The sequence below is a fragment of the Streptomyces sp. NPDC057099 genome (genome assembly GCF_042671245.1).
Lineage (GTDB): Bacteria > Actinomycetota > Actinomycetes > Streptomycetales > Streptomycetaceae > Streptomyces > Streptomyces purpurascens.
In genome coordinates, this window is sequence record NZ_JBHUTX010000073.1 from 13,545 (window position 1) to 28,111 (window position 14,567).

The window sequence follows — 14,567 nt, forward strand, 5'->3', positions numbered from 1 at the left end:
CACGGACCGGTGATCGGCAGGCCCTCGCTTCGGCGGGGGCCTGCTGCATGATGTGCCCATGCGTGCTGCCCGGCTCATCAAGATGGTGCTGCTGCTCCAGTCCCGGCCCGCCATGACGGCCGCCGAGCTCGCCCGTGAGCTGGAGGTGTCGGAGCGGACGGTGACCCGGGACGCCCAGGCGCTGTCGGAGGCGGGCGTTCCGGTGTACGCGGACCGGGGCCGGGCCGGCGGGTACCGGCTGGTCGGCGGGTACCGGACGCGGCTGACCGGACTGCACCGCGGTGAGGCGGAGGCACTGTTCCTGTCCGGGGTGCCGGGGGCGCTGCGCGAGATGGGCCTGGAGGACGCCGCCTCGGCCGCGCAGCTGAAGGTGTCGGCGGCACTGCTGCCGTCCCTGCGGGACGCCTCGAAGACGGCGGCGCAGCGCTTCCATCTGGACGCGCCGAACTGGTTCAAGGAGCCGAGGACTCCGGCGCTGCTGCCGGCCGTCGCCGACGCCGTGTGGGACGACCGACGGGTCGTCGCCCGCTACCGGCGCGGGGAGGACGAGGTCGTCCGGGAGCTGGAGCCGTACGGGCTCGTGCTGAAGGCGGGCGTCTGGTACCTGTGCGCGCGGGTGGCCGGGGGCGGGTCCTTCCGGGTGTACCGGATCGACCGGTTCACGGCGGTGGACCCGGGCGAGGAGCGCTTCGAACGGGAGCCCGAGTTCGAGCTGCCCGCCTTCTGGGAGGAGCGGGCGGAGCAGTTCGCCCGGTCCATCCTGCGGGCGCGGGTGGTGGTGCGGCTGTCCCCCGCCGGTGTGCGCGCGCTGCCGTACGCCCTCGACTCGCTGTCCGCGAGGGAGGCCCTGGCGGACGCGGACGAGCCGGACGCCGACGGATGGGTGACGGTGGCTCTGCCGGTGGAGTCCGAGGAGGTCGCCCACACCCAGCTGACGGCGCTCGGCGCGGAGGTGGAGGTGCTGGCGCCGGAGGGCCTGCGCGAGCGGTTCGCGGGGGACGCGCTGAGGCTGGCCGGGCTGTACCACCGCGCGGACGGCGCATAACGATCCCGCGCACTCCGGGTGCGCCCGTGTGCCCCAGGGCCGATGCTTGACCCGTGATGGACGAGACGGAGTTCTGGGAGCTGGTGGACGACTCTCGCGAGGCCGCCGAAGGCGACCCGGAGGAACAGGCCGACCTGCTCGTGGAGCGGCTCTCGCAGCTGGACCCGGACTCGGTCCTGGACTTCGCCCGTCACTTCGAGTCGCGCTACAACCGCGCCTACCGGTGGGACCTGTGGGGCGCCGCCTGGGTGCTGCTGGACGGGGCGAGCGACGACGCGTTCGACTTCTTCCGGTGCTGGCTGATCGGCCAGGGCCGCCATGTCTTCGAGGGCGCCGTGCACGAGCCGGACTCGCTCGCCGAGCTGCTGGGCGAGTTCGACGAGGAGATCGACGGCGACGGCGAGGAACTCGGCTACGCGGCGGACGAGGCCTACGAGCAGCTCACCGGCGTGGTCGCCCCGGATCTGGAGATCCCGCCGGCGCCCCCGGAGCCGGAGGGCACGTCGCTCGACTTCGAGAACGAGCGGCTCCTCGCCGAGCGCTATCCCCGGCTGTGGGAGCGCTTCAGGGGCTGACCGCCAGGGTCCGGGTGTCGCTCTTCACCGCGTGGTACAGCGGGGCCGCGTTGGCCTGGTCGAGGGCGGACGCGGTGGCCGCCGCCGGGCCCAGGACGACGGTCGCGACCGCGCAGAGCACCGCCCAGGGGCCGCGCGTGGCCGTGATCCAGGTGTGCGGGTTCTTCGTATGCCCGTCGTTCATGGTCCCCACCTCCGGTCGGCTGCCTGTGTGGGCGACCGTAGGGGGCCGGGATCTGAGGACACTGCGCGCCGGCTGTGGCCTTGCTGTGGGTCCTCGGGCCGGTGCTGCAGTCGGGCCGCCAGCTCTCTGATCTCCGGCAGGCGGGCGTGCAGGGCGGCGCCGGGGCAGCTGGTCATGTAGCCGTCGTTGTGGCCCGCGAGGGCGGGCAGTTTCGCGGTGGTGCCGGCCGCGTAGCGGCTCAGGCCGTTGCTGGAGACCAGGCGGACGCTCGCCCGCGGGTCGGTGCCGGACAGGCCCAGTTTCCAGGCGGACAGCGCGGCGATGGAGTGGATCATGGCCTGCGGCACGGGCATGCCCTCGGTGAAGGTGCCGAGGGCGGCGATGCCCGTGGTGCCGTGGTTGAAGCCCTGGGTGTGGGCGCCGGTGACGGCCCGCTCGACGCCGCCGGCGCGGCCCTCGTAGATGGTGCCGCAGCGGTCGACGACGAAGTTGTAGCCGATGTCGTCCCAGTCGCGGGTGCCGGTCTGGCCGGTGTACACGTCCCGGATGATGCGGGGCGCGTCGGCGCAGTCGTAGCCGTTGGGCGTGTCGGTGTGGTGGACGAACACGGCGCCGACCCGGTCGTCGTAGCGGGGGCGCGGCTGCTTGCGGGCGGCGTCGCCCAGCCAGTGCGCCCGGGGCACGATGTCCGGCCGGGGGGCGGTGTGGGGCTTGGCGGTGGGGCGGGCCGCGGCCGGCTCGGGGGCCCTGTCGGCGGCGTTCTCGACGCCGTAGGCGCACAGCACCAGTGCCACGGCGGCGGAGAGGCCCGGCAGGCAGCCGAGGCCCACCCGGGCGGCCCGCGGCAGGCCGGCTATGCCGGGTGTCCTGGCGGCGCGGTGCCTGCGCGCACCCTGCCGTCTTCGGAAGACACGCATGTGCTCACTGTCGACCCGATCCGGTCCGTCCGCGATGTGTGATGTGCCACCCGGTGGAACCATCGTCACGGTCCGCGACGTTTTTCCTGGTGCACGGACGCGTGGCCGGTTCTGATCATCCACGCGCGTGTGACTGATCACCGGGCCCTCCCCCCACGTACTAAGGGGTTCCGAATGAAAGGCGGCGTGCGTGGACCTGCTCGACATCCTGCTGTTGCTGGTCGTCCTGGCCTATGCGGCGTCCGGGTACCGGCGCGGGCTGGTGGCCGGCTGTGTGTCACTGGCGGGCTTCGTGGGCGGCGCGGTCATCGGCGTGTGGGTCCTGCCGTGGGTGATGGACCTGGTGACGCCGGGGACGACGGGGGCGACGCTGACAGCGGTGTTCACGGTGCTGCTCCCGGCGGTGGTGGGTCACGAGCTGGCGGGGCGCCTCGCGCTGCGGCTGCGGCGGGAGCTGGACAGAGGGCCGCTCAGAGTGGCGGACGGGATCGGCGGGGCCGTGGCCAACGCCGTCGCCGTGCTGATCGTGGCGTGGGTGGCCGCGAGCGTCCTGGGGGTGTCCTCGTCGCCGCTGGTCACCTCGGCGATCCGGGACTCGCGGCTGCTCGACGCCGTGCAGCGGACGATGCCGGACACCACGCCGGACTGGTTCTCGGGGGCCACGTCCGCGCTGACGCAGGCGGGCTTCCCGCAGGTCTTCAACCCGTTCGAGAACGAGTCGACCGCCGAGGTCGCCGCGCCCTCCGGTGACAGCGTCACCGCGGCCGCCACCGACGCCGCCAAGCGGAGCACAGTGAAGGTCGAGGGCGTCGCGGGCACCCAGGGCCGCGAGGGCAGCGGGTTCGTGTACTCGCGGGAGCACGTGATGACCAACGCCCATGTGGTGGCCGGCATCGACGAGCCGACCGTGCAGATCGGCGGGGTCGGGCGGACGTACGAGGCGCGGGTGGTGCTCTTCGACTCGCAGAAGGACGTGGCCGTGCTGTACGTGCCGGGGCTCAAGGCGCCGGTGCTGCGGTTCGACGACGCGGCGGAGCGCGGCGACTCGGCGGTCGTCGCGGGCTATCCGCAGGACGGCGACCTCAACCTCCAGGGGGCGACGGTCGCGAACCGTGTGCGGGCGACGGGCCAGAACATCTACAACGACGGGACGGTGACCCGCGAGATCTACTCGATCCGCTCCACCGTCCGCCCCGGCAACTCCGGCGGCCCGCTCCTCACCACCGACGGCCGGGTCTACGGCGTGGTCTTCGCCCGCTCCACCTCGGACGCCGAGACCGGCTACGTCCTGACGGCGGCCGAGGTCGCCGCCGACGCGCGCCGGGCGGCGGACGCGACGACTCCGGTGGACACGGGGGATCTCGCCACGTCATGACGCCCGGTCAGGCGGTCGGCAGGGAGCGCCCCATGAAGACGTCGTCGACATACGCGCCGTCCAGGAAGAACTCCTCCGTCAGGACCCCCTCCACCACGAATCCCTCGGACTCGTAGAGCTTGCGGGCCGCCGTGTTGTGCGCGAGGACGCGCAGGGTGATGCGCCGCGCCCCCTGCCGTCGCGCCTCCTCCGCCGCCGCCCGCAGCAGCGCCCGGGCGACGCCGTGCCCGCGCGCCTCCTCGGCGACGGCGAGCCCTCGGATCATCCGCACATGGGCGTTGCAGGCGAGCGACGTCGCGGTCCCCAGCCGCAGAAAGCCGGCCACGGCTCCGTCGAGCTCGGCGACGAGACAGTCCCGCGGCAGGAACTGCTCGGCGAAGAAGGGCTCGTACGGCGGCTCGGGGCGGGGCTGGACGGCGTGCTGATGCGACCAGACGGCGCGGTCGAGCAGCCCGAGCGCTTCCCCGTCGTCGAGCCGCGCGGGGCGTATGTGCGGAGTCGGCATGGCGGTCACGTTACGTCGGCGACGGCGGTTCCCGACGGGGCTTTTATGTACGCGACCGGCAAGATTGAGCCATGCGACGCATCGCGGTGACCGGCGCCTCCGGTCTGATCGGCAGCGCTCTGGTGCGGTCCCTGACCGCGGACGGGCACGAGGTGGTGCGCCTGGTGCGCCATGAGCCCCGGGCGGCGGACGAGGTCCGCTGGGACCCGGAGGGCGGGCGGGTGGACACGGCAGGGCTCGCCGGGTGCCACGGGGTGGTGAACCTGGCGGGGGCCGGGGTCGGCGACCGCCGCTGGACGGACGCCTACAAGCAGCGGATCCGCGACAGCCGGGTGAACGGCACGGCGGCGCTCGCCGAGGCCGTCGCCTCGCTGGACGAGAAGGACCGGCCGCGGGTCCTCGTGAACGGCAGCGCCATGGGCTACTACGGCGAGACCGGGGACCGGGCCGTCGACGAGAGCGCTCCGGCGGGTGAGGGCTTCCTGCCCTCGCTGTGCGTGGACTGGGAGGGTGCCGCGGCACCGGCCCGGGAGGCCGGTGTGCGCACGGTGTTCACACGGACCGGACTGGTCGTGTCCCGCGAGGGCGGTGCGTGGGGGCGGCTGTTCCCGCTGTTCCAGGCGGGGCTGGGCGGGCGGATGGGCGACGGGCGGCAGTACTGGTCGTTCATCGCGCTGCACGACGAGGTCGCCGCGATCCGGCATCTCCTGGAGACGGACGGTCTGTCCGGGCCGTTCAACCTCACCGCCCCGAACCCCCTGACGAACCGTGAGATCGTCGCGGCGATGGGACGCGTGCTGCGCCGCCCCACGCTGTTCGCCGTGCCCGCGCCCGTCCTGCGGAGTGTGCTCGGCGAGATGGCCGGGGACGTGCTCGGCAGCGCCCGGGTGCTGCCGACGCGGCTGCTGGAGTCGGGCTTCCGGTTCGCCTTCCCGGAGATCGAGGGGGCGATCCGGGCGGCGCTGTGACGGCTCCGGTACGGGTCCCGGCCGTTCCGATCCGGCTCTTCGAGTCGCCTCTTCGAGTCGACTCCTGGCCCCCTGCGACCACTTCATGCCCACAAGGCATCCGTATGCGACCGCCGTGCGACCGTGCCCTGTTGATGCGCGACCCCATTTGACCGATCACAGCCCTACCCTCGACCAGAACTCGCGTATCCCTGCGGCCTGTTGAGGGCATGACGTCTCCAGCGCCCGCGCAACCTCGAGGAGGGGCACGTGCTTGAGCCCGCGTACCAGGCGGACGTGGTCGTCGTGGGGGCCGGGGTCGCCGGACTCTCGGCCGCGAACCGGCTCACCCGCGCAGGAGTGACGACCATGGTCCTGGAGGCCGCCCACGGCGTCGGCGGCCGCATGGCGACGGAGAAGGTCGACGGCTTCCGGCTCGACAGGATCGGCCAGTTGCTGTCCACGGCGTATCCCGAACTACAACGGACCCCCGGGCTGGACGGGCTGGTGCTGCGCCCCTTCGCGCCCGGGGTCCTGCTGCACGGCGACGGCCGCCACCATCGCGCGGGCGTCCAGCCGGGCGCCGGGGGCGCACGGGGCGCACTCCATGCGGTGCGCGCCCTGGCGAGCGCCCCCCGGTCGCCGGTCGCGCCCAGGCCGCCCAGGAGGCCGGTGGCGGTACCGGGCCGGCAGGTCTCCGTACCCCGGAGCCGGTCCGGCGCCCCGCTCGGCACGGCCGTCGACCAGGCCCGGCTGGGTGCCGCGCTCACCCGGCTGGCGAGCACCCCGGCCGAACGGCTGCTGGCCCGCCCGGAGCGGCCCGCCGGTGAGGCCCTGGCCGCGCGCGGGCTGCCCGCCCGGACGATCGACGGCTTCCTGCGTCCGCTGCTCGCCGCCCTGCTGTGCGACCCGGACCTGACCACGTCCAGCCGGTGCGCGGACCTGGCGCTGCGGGCCTTCGCGAGCGGCCGGCTCTGTGTGCCGGAGGGCGGCGCCGAGGCCCTGCCGGAGCTGCTGGCCCGCACCCTGCCGCCGGGCACCGTGCACACCGGCGTGCGCGTCACCTCCGTCTCGACGACCTCGGTGACCACCGCCGAGCACGGCGAGATCCGCTGCCGGGCGGTGCTGGTGGCGACCGATGCCCGGGCCGCCGCCGAACTGCTGCCCGGGCTTCGGGTGCCGGAGTTCCACCCGGTGACGGTGGTGCATCACACGACCGACGAGCCGCCGGAGACGGGGGCGTCGCTGCTGCTCGACGCGGATCTCGGCGGGCCCGTCGCGCATACGGCGGTGGTGAGTCATGTCGATCCGTCCCGGGCGCCGGCCGGGCGGGCCCTGGTGTCCTCGACGGTGCTGGGGCGGGCGCCGGGGGATGTCGACACGGCGGTGCGGATGCACTTGGCGCGGTTGTACGGGATGCCGACGGCTCGGTGGGAGACGTTGGCCGTGCACCGGACGGTGGAGGCCGTGCCGGCGATGCGGCCGCCGCATGATCTGCGGCGGCCGGTGCGGTTGATCGCCGGGCTGTATGTGTGCGGGGATCACCGCGATACCAGCACGGTGCAAGGGGCTTTGCACTCCGGGCATCGGGCTTCTGCGGCGATCTTGGCGGACTTGGGGGCGGGGCGGTCGATGCATGTGGCCGATCCGCTGCCTACTGTGCCCCGGGCTGCGTAGGTGCTTAGTCGGGTGCGGGTGCGTGGGGGCTTGTCGCGCCCACGCGGCGGAGCCGCACATCGACACAGCCCCGCGCCCCTAAAGAAGGGCCGCTACCTTGTCGCGGTACGTCCGCACCGGGGCCGCGTCCTTGTATGGCTCCAGCCTTCGCTCGAAGTCCCTCACGTACTCCACCGCCCGCACCGAACGCATCTCCGCGGCCTGGCCGGCGGCCTCCGCTCCCAGCTGGCAGGCCTGGTCGAGTTCGCCCAGGCCCAGGCGGGCGGTGGCCAGGACCACGCGGCAGAAGAGGCGGCTGCGGGCGTAGGAGGGGGCGCGTAGTTGCAGGGAGCGTTCCGCGTGCTGGGCGGCGGCGCGGAACTGCTGCAGGTCACGGTGGCAGTGGCCGAACTCGTCGGCGAGCTGGGCCTCGTCGAAGAACTTCGCCCAGTGCGGTACGTCGTCCCCGGGCCGGGCCGTCTCCAGGGCGCGCTCGGCGCGGACCAGGGCCGCGGTGCAGGCCCGGACCTCACCGAGCACTCCGTGCCCGCGCGCCTCGGAGGCGTGCAGCAGCGTCTGCACGACGGGCGGGGCCGAGGTGCCGACGCCCTGCTGTGCCACCCGGGCGAGCTGCACGGCCTCCCGCCCGTGCCCGAGGTAGACGGCCTGCCGGCTCATGGTGACCAGCACATACGCCCCGTACGTCCGGTCCCCGGCCGCCTGGGCGAGCCGGAGCGCCTGCACGAAGTAGCGCTGGGCGAGTCCGTGCGCGGCGATGTCGTACGACGTCCAGCCCGCGAGCCGGGTGAGGTCGGCGGCGGCGGCGAACAGCCGGCGGCCGGTCTGCTCGCCGTAGGTGCCGCGCAGCATCGGCTCGCACTCGTGCTCCAGATAGCGCACCAGGGCCTGGCGGGCGTGACCGCCGCCGTAGGCGTCGTCGAGGGTGCGGAAGAGCTCGCCTACCGAGCGCAGGGCGGCGATGTCGCCGCCGGTGACCTTCTGGCCGGGTCCGCGCTCGGCCTGGCCGCGCTGGCGGGGCAGGGACGGCACGCCCGGCACGCCCGGCACGCCCGGCTCGGTCGCCGCCGGGAGGCGGACGGGGACGCGGCCCTGGGCCGGGATGCGGGCGGCGGGCGGCTCGCCCCGGGCGACCTTCTCGTCGGCCCGCCCGATCAGCCAGTCCCGGCTCGGCACGACCAGCCCGGCCGGGGTGAAGGCGATCTTGCGCAGCTCGGCGTGGCTGCCGGAGTCCTTGCGCCACAGGCCGCTGACGATGTCGACGGCCTCCTCGGGGGCGGCCGCGAACTCCAGCCCCGCGTAGACCGGGGCACAGGCGTCCAGGCCGAGGTCCTGGGCCGTGAGGCGGCGCCCCAGACGCCGGGTGAAGACCTCGGCGATGAGCGCGGGCGTGGTGCCGCGGGGCTGCTGGCCGCGCAGCCACCGGGTGACGGAGGTCTTGTCGTATCTCAAGTCGAGCCCGTGTTCGAGACCGAGCTGGTCCACGCGACGGGCGAGTCCCGCGTTGGAGAACCCCGCTTCTGCGATGAGCGCGGCGAGCTGTCGGTTGGGGGTGCGCTGCGCGGGTCGTTCCGTCATGGTGCGGTGCGGTCTCCTGCCTTCCGGTGTCGTTGCTGTGCCGGATTGCGTGTGAGCAGGCCTTTTGGCTTGCTGGACGGCGCGAATGTAGCGGAGAGTAAGCACCCCATCACACATTTTCGCGGACATTCATCCGATCGTGTGAGGATTGGCCCCGGGACTGACGTGTGTGGGCCGGACGTACAGTGGCTTGGGCGCGATACGTGTCTGACACACCTGTCCGAGGGAGGCGCTTGCCGTGAGTGGGTTGCGGTTCGTCCGCATGGGGTTCGGTGACGAGGCCGTCGAGTACCAGGAGGCCTGGGACGAGCAGCGCCGGGTGCACGCGGCGCGGTTCGCCGACGAGATCTCCGACACGGTCCTGCTCCTGGAGCACCCCCCGGTCTACACGGCGGGCCGGCGCACCGCGGACAACGAGCGGCCCCTGGACGGCACGCCGGTCGTCGACGTGGACCGCGGCGGCAAGATCACCTGGCACGGCCCCGGCCAGCTGGTGGGCTACCCGATCCAGAAGCTCCCCCGCCCGGTGGACGTCGTGGCGCACGTACGCCGCCTCGAAGAGGCTTTGATCCTGACCTGCGCCGAGTTCGGCCTGGAGACCACCCGGGTCGAGGGCCGCAGCGGCGTGTGGGTCCTGGGCGACCCGGTCGAGCAGCGCCCCGCGCTCGGCGGGCTGGCTCTGGACTTCGACCCGCGTCTGCACGACGAGGAGTTCGACCCGCGCCTGAACGGCCCGGAGTACGCCCCGTCCAACGCGGGCCAGCGCCGCGAGGACCGCAAGATCGCCGCGATCGGCATCCGCGTGGCCAAGGGCGTCACCATGCACGGCTTCGCCCTCAACGTGAACCCCGACAACAAGTGGTTCGACCGGATCATCCCCTGCGGCATCCGCGACGCGGGCGTCGCGTCCCTGGCGAACGAACTGGGCCGCGACGTGACGATCGAGGAGGTCCTGCCGGTGGTGGAGCGGCATCTGAGGGACGTACTGGAGAACGCGGAGCTGAAGCCGCGGGAGATCGAGAGGACGCCGGCGGCATAGATCCGCGCGTGGAGGGGTTGGGGCCTGTCGTTTGGATCAGGCCACAGCAAAGAGACGGTGCTGTTCGACGCCGGTGAGCGGGGCTTGGCGCGTGCAGCTGCAAGGCGGAGGAGGGAGTCGATGCGGAGCATCGGCGACCGACGACAACGCGGCAGATGTGCGTGCCAAGCCCCGCGCCTGCGGCGTGATCCAAACGACAGGGCCTAACACCCACACAGGCATTCAAATCAACGGGCGTACCCTAGAGGGCGCCGAAGAATCAATCGCTAGGGAGCCGGTCGTGTCCGCAGTCGCACCCGACGGACGCAAGATGCTGCGCCTGGAGGTCCGCAACAGCCAGACCCCCATCGAGCGCAAGCCCGAGTGGATCAAGACCCGGGCGAAAATGGGTCCCGAGTACACCAAGATGCAGAACCTCGTGAAGAGCGAGGGCCTGCACACGGTCTGCCAGGAAGCCGGCTGCCCCAACATCTACGAGTGCTGGGAGGACCGCGAGGCGACCTTCCTCATCGGCGGCGACCAGTGCACCCGGCGCTGTGACTTCTGCCAGATCGACACCGGCAAGCCCGAGGCGCTCGACCGCGACGAGCCCCGCCGGGTCGGCGAGTCCGTGGTCACCATGGACCTGAACTACGCCACGATCACCGGCGTCGCCCGCGACGACCTGGAGGACGGCGGCGCCTGGCTGTACGCCGAGACGGTCCGCCAGATCCACCAGCAGACGGCGGACCGCGAGGACGGCCGGACGAAGGTCGAGCTGCTCGCGCCCGACTTCAACGCCGTCCCGGAGCAGCTCGCGGAGGTCTTCTCCTCCCGCCCCGAGGTCTTCGCGCACAACGTCGAGACGGTCCCGCGCATCTTCAAGCGCATCCGCCCCGGCTTCCGCTACGAGCGCTCCCTGAAGGTCATCACCGAGGCCCGCGACTACGGCCTCGTCACCAAGTCGAACCTGATCCTCGGCATGGGCGAGACCCGCGAGGAGGTCAGCGACGCGCTCAAGCAGCTGCACGACGCGGGCTGCGAGCTGGTCACCATCACGCAGTACCTGCGGCCCTCCGTGCGCCACCACCCCGTGGAGCGCTGGGTGAAGCCCCACGAGTTCGTGGAGCTGCAGCAGGAGGCCGAGCAGATCGGCTTCTCCGGTGTGATGTCCGGCCCGCTGGTGCGCTCCTCGTACCGCGCCGGGCGCCTCTACCGGATGGCCATGGAGCAGCGGGACGCGCGCATCGCGGCCCAGGCCGTCTGACGCATCGTCACCACCCTCGCCCACCCCAGGGCGAGACAAGCGTGTGAATTCCCGCACAAGACGCTACTCGCCAGTAGCGGCCGATTTGACGCGGTCCTGACCGTCCTCGCAGATGAGGGCACATGTCGGGACCGCGTCGGCGTTTCACCGCTCCCCGCCGGGGCTTCATGGGTGTTTGACCGGCCGGTCACGCCCTGGTAACACCAATCAGTGACGCTGAACTCACAGCACGTACACCCATCCCGAGGGGGGACCTCACCCATGCAGGCCGCGCCGGTCCGCGCCACCGCGATTCCGTCCTTCACCACCGCACTGCGTGCCGTCGAGTCGCTGCTGATGAGCAGCGGTCAGCGCACCGCCCGCCGCAACGCGTGGACCTCCGTGCTGGAGGACCGCCGTCGCGCCAAGGACCGGGTCGAGACGCAGCGCGTCCTCGACCAGTCGGTTTCCCGTTCCGTCTCCGTCCGTCCCTGAGGCCGGACCCCTCCCCCATGGGTCCCCGCGGGCACTGCCGTCGTCGGCGCTTGTGGGGCCACGTAGACTTCGTGCCATGGCGAGGAAGGAACCTGCAGCGGACGCTGCGAACCCCGGGCGACTGAAGCAGATCGCTCTGACCTACAAGATGACCCGCAGGGCCGACAAGAAGATCGGTCTTGTACTCGCGGCAGTCGGAATCGTCACCTTCGGTGTCTTCCTCGCGATCGGTTTCTTGATCGGTCACCCCATTTATCTCGGCATCCTGGGCCTCCTGCTCGCCTTCCTCGCGTCGGCGATCGTGTTCGGGCGCCGGGCCGAGCGGGCCGCCTTCGGGCAGATGGAGGGACAGCCCGGCGCCGCGGCGGCGGTGCTCGACAACGTCGGCCGGGGCTGGACGACGACCCCCGCGGTGGCGATGAACCGCAACCAGGACGTGGTGCACCGCGCGGTCGGCAAGGCCGGCATCGTCCTGGTCGCCGAGGGCAACCCGAACCGGGTGAAGTCGCTCCTCGCCGCCGAGAAGAAGAAGATGAACCGCATCGTCGCGGACGTGCCCGTGCACGACCTGGTCGTGGGCACGGGCGAGGGCCAGGTCGATCTGAAGAAGCTGCGCACGACCATGCTGAAGCTGCCGCGCGTGCTGACCGGCCCGCAGGTCACGGCGACGAACGACCGGCTGCGCGCCCTCGGCGACCTGATGAGCAACATGCCGCTGCCGAAGGGGCCCATGCCGAAGGGCATGAAGCTGCCGAAGGGCGGACCGAAGGCCCGCTGACACTCCGCACACGAATGATGAAGGGGCGCCCGGATCACACCGGGCGCCCCTTCATCATTCGTACTGGATGCGCTAGATGCGGACCTCGACCGTGCCCGCCATCCGGTCGTGCAGCCCGCGCCCGTCGCGGTCCCAGATCAGGGCGGGGATCGCGAGGAAGAGCAGGACCGTGCGCAGGAGGGTGCGCCAGGGACTGACACGGCCGGTGTCCAGGGCGAGCACCCGCAGGCCGAGGAGCCGCTTGCCCGGGGTGAAGCCGACGGTGCCGACCGTGAGCACCATGAGGGCGAACAGGATGAGCGGCGCCCAGATCTGGGCCGCTTCGTTGTAGCTCTGCGTGATGAGACCGTATGCGATCAGGAGACTCAGGCCCCAGTCCACGGCGAGGGCGCCGAACCGGCGCCCCGGACGGGCGATCGAGCCGGGTCCCTCCTCGGGCAGACCGAGCTGCTCGCCCCGGTATCCGAAGTCGACACCGGCCTCTTCCGCGGCCGCGCGGGGCCCGGAAAGCCACGATCCGAGTGCTTGCCTGTTGTCCACCCGTCCACGGTACTGCGCCCGTAAATGACCAGGGCACGGCGGGGTGTGGTCGGGCTACGGTGGAGGGTGAGCCGGTTAACTTGTGCGAAACAAATGAGTCACGCCAGAGAAATCACCCGTCCCTAGGGTCTACGTCAGCGTGTGCCACCCGCACTGGCAGCACGAACGAACTACCACCCCGGCGGGACGGTCGGGAGTAGGAGGAGCTGGATGTTCCAGAACGCCGACGAGGCCAAGAAGTTCATCGCGGACGAGGACGTCAAGTTCATCGACGTCCGCTTCTGTGACCTGCCGGGTGTGATGCAGCACTTCACGATCCCCGCATCGGCCTTCGACCCGGCCGAGGAGCTCGCCTTCGACGGCTCCTCCATCCGCGGCTTCCAGGCCATTCACGAGTCCGACATGGCGCTCCGCGCCGACCTGTCCACCGCGCGCGTCGACCCGTTCCGCCGCGACAAGACGGTCAACATCAACTTCTTCATCCACGACCCGATCACGGGCGAGCAGTACTCCCGTGACCCGCGCAACGTGGCGAAGAAGGCCGAGGCCTACCTCGCCTCCACCGGGATCGCCGACACGGCGTACTTCGGCCCGGAGGCCGAGTTCTACGTCTTCGACAGCGTCCGCTTCGCGACCAGCGCGAACGAGTCCTTCTACCACATCGACTCCGAGGCCGGCGCCTGGAACACCGGTGCCGTCGAGAACAACCGTGGTTACAAGGTCCGCTACAAGGGTGGCTACTTCCCGGTCCCGCCGGTCGACCACTTCGCCGATCTGCGTGCCCAGATCTCCCTGGAGCTGGACCGGGCCGGCCTGCAGGTCGAGCGCCAGCACCACGAGGTGGGCACCGCCGGCCAGGCCGAGATCAACTACAAGTTCAACACGCTGCTCGCCGCGGCCGACGACCTGCAGCTCTTCAAGTACATCGTGAAGAACGTGGCGTGGCAGAACGGCAAGACGGCGACCTTCATGCCGAAGCCGATCTTCGGTGACAACGGCTCGGGCATGCACGTCCACCAGTCGCTGTGGACCGGCGGCCAGCCGCTCTTCTACGACGAGGCCGGTTACGCGGGCCTGTCGGACACCGCCCGCTACTACATCGGCGGCATCCTCAAGCACGCCCCGTCGCTGCTGGCCTTCACCAACCCGACGGTGAACTCGTACCACCGCCTGGTGCCGGGCTTCGAGGCGCCGGTCAACCTGGTCTACTCGCAGCGCAACCGCTCCGCGGCCATGCGTATCCCGATCACGGGCTCGAACCCGAAGGCCAAGCGCGTCGAGTTCCGCGCGCCCGACTCCTCCGGCAACCCGTACCTGGCCTTCTCGGCGCTGCTGCTCGCGGGCCTGGACGGCATCAAGAACAAGATCGAGCCGGCCGAGCCGATCGACAAGGACCTCTACGAGCTCGCCCCCGAGGAGCACGCGGGCGTCCCGCAGGTCCCGACCTCGCTCCCGGCCGTCCTCGACCGCCTGGAGGCCGACCACGAGTTCCTGCTCGCGGGCGACGTCTTCACGCCGGACCTGATCGAGACGTGGATCGACTACAAGCGCGCCAACGAGATCGCGCCGCTGCAGCTGCGTCCGCACCCGCACGAGTTCGAGCTGTACTTCGACGTGTGATCGACGCCTGATCGTGGCTTAAGTATGTCTGTCTCTTATACTCATCTGCTTGGGGTGGTGTGTCGTTTGT

General features: G+C 71.6%; 15 protein-coding genes. 10 read left to right on the forward strand and 5 right to left on the reverse strand.

From position 1 onward, the window contains the following. The first annotated feature begins 58 nt into the window (after positions 1-58). Positions 59-1,045, forward strand: coding sequence for a helix-turn-helix transcriptional regulator (locus tag ACFT4A_RS40490; RefSeq protein WP_382841113.1), 987 nt, complete (start codon positions 59-61; stop codon positions 1,043-1,045). Positions 1,046-1,098: 53 nt separating this feature from the next. Then, entirely contained in the window at positions 1,099-1,620 is a 522-nt protein-coding gene (locus tag ACFT4A_RS40495; RefSeq protein ID WP_382841116.1) for a DUF4240 domain-containing protein, read from the forward strand. Here ACFT4A_RS40495 and ACFT4A_RS40500 read toward each other — a convergent pair. After that, complete coding sequence (locus tag ACFT4A_RS40500; RefSeq protein ID WP_382841119.1) at positions 1,610-1,804, reverse strand: hypothetical protein; 195 nt, start codon at positions 1,802-1,804, stop codon at positions 1,610-1,612. The two genes, ACFT4A_RS40495 and ACFT4A_RS40500, sit on opposite strands and share 11 nt — an antisense overlap. Continuing rightward, a complete protein-coding gene (locus ACFT4A_RS40505) occupies positions 1,801-2,721 on the reverse strand; it encodes a peptidoglycan recognition protein (RefSeq protein WP_382841121.1) in 921 nt (306 codons plus the stop codon). The genes ACFT4A_RS40500 and ACFT4A_RS40505 overlap by 4 nt, the downstream gene beginning before the upstream one ends. A gap of 190 nt (positions 2,722-2,911) precedes the next feature. Here ACFT4A_RS40505 and ACFT4A_RS40510 point away from each other — a divergent pair, with 190 nt between their 5' ends. Then, positions 2,912-4,096 carry a MarP family serine protease gene (locus ACFT4A_RS40510; protein WP_382841123.1) on the forward strand — a complete coding sequence of 395 codons (1,185 nt, stop codon included), beginning with the start codon at positions 2,912-2,914 and terminating at the stop codon, positions 4,094-4,096. A gap of 7 nt (positions 4,097-4,103) precedes the next feature. Here ACFT4A_RS40510 and ACFT4A_RS40515 read toward each other — a convergent pair whose 3' ends face one another. Then, positions 4,104-4,601, reverse strand: a complete 498-nt coding sequence (locus ACFT4A_RS40515) for a GNAT family N-acetyltransferase (RefSeq protein ID WP_382841126.1) — start codon at positions 4,599-4,601, stop codon at positions 4,104-4,106. Between the two features lie 71 nt (positions 4,602-4,672). Here ACFT4A_RS40515 and ACFT4A_RS40520 point away from each other — a divergent pair, with 71 nt between their 5' ends. After that, complete coding sequence (locus tag ACFT4A_RS40520; RefSeq protein ID WP_382841128.1) at positions 4,673-5,569, forward strand: TIGR01777 family oxidoreductase; 897 nt, start codon at positions 4,673-4,675, stop codon at positions 5,567-5,569. A gap of 249 nt (positions 5,570-5,818) precedes the next feature. Continuing rightward, a complete protein-coding gene (locus tag ACFT4A_RS40525) occupies positions 5,819-7,225 on the forward strand; it encodes an NAD(P)/FAD-dependent oxidoreductase (protein WP_382841130.1) in 1,407 nt (468 codons plus the stop codon). 78 nt (positions 7,226-7,303) lie between these two features. Here ACFT4A_RS40525 and ACFT4A_RS40530 read toward each other — a convergent pair whose 3' ends face one another. Next, the gene (locus tag ACFT4A_RS40530) at positions 7,304-8,800 is read right to left on the reverse strand and encodes a regulator (RefSeq protein WP_382841132.1); all 1,497 of its coding nucleotides are present in this window, start codon (positions 8,798-8,800) and stop codon (positions 7,304-7,306) included. 238 nt (positions 8,801-9,038) lie between these two features. Here ACFT4A_RS40530 and lipB point away from each other — a divergent pair, with 238 nt between their 5' ends. The 4 genes from lipB (at position 9,039) to ACFT4A_RS40550 (ending at position 12,337) form a co-directional block, all read left to right on the forward strand. Then, complete coding sequence (gene lipB, locus ACFT4A_RS40535; protein ID WP_382841134.1) at positions 9,039-9,839, forward strand: lipoyl(octanoyl) transferase LipB; 801 nt, start codon at positions 9,039-9,041, stop codon at positions 9,837-9,839. A 280-nt stretch (positions 9,840-10,119) separates the two neighbouring features. Continuing rightward, complete coding sequence (gene lipA, locus ACFT4A_RS40540; protein WP_215121926.1) at positions 10,120-11,085, forward strand: lipoyl synthase; 966 nt, start codon at positions 10,120-10,122, stop codon at positions 11,083-11,085. 261 nt (positions 11,086-11,346) lie between these two features. Then, entirely contained in the window at positions 11,347-11,559 is a 213-nt protein-coding gene (locus tag ACFT4A_RS40545) for a hypothetical protein (RefSeq protein ID WP_184596319.1), read from the forward strand. 76 nt (positions 11,560-11,635) lie between these two features. After that, a complete protein-coding gene (locus ACFT4A_RS40550) occupies positions 11,636-12,337 on the forward strand; it encodes a DUF4191 domain-containing protein (protein WP_189724640.1) in 702 nt (233 codons plus the stop codon). A gap of 72 nt (positions 12,338-12,409) precedes the next feature. Here the strand turns inward: ACFT4A_RS40550 and ACFT4A_RS40555 are convergent, their stop codons facing one another. Next, positions 12,410-12,877, reverse strand: coding sequence for an RDD family protein (locus tag ACFT4A_RS40555; protein WP_382841139.1), 468 nt, complete (start codon positions 12,875-12,877; stop codon positions 12,410-12,412). A gap of 210 nt (positions 12,878-13,087) precedes the next feature. Here ACFT4A_RS40555 and glnA point away from each other — a divergent pair, with 210 nt between their 5' ends. After that, on the forward strand, positions 13,088-14,497 hold the full coding sequence (gene glnA, locus ACFT4A_RS40560; RefSeq protein WP_376647837.1) for a type I glutamate--ammonia ligase: 1,410 nt from the start codon (positions 13,088-13,090) through the stop codon (positions 14,495-14,497). The last annotated feature ends 70 nt before the right edge of the window (positions 14,498-14,567 follow it).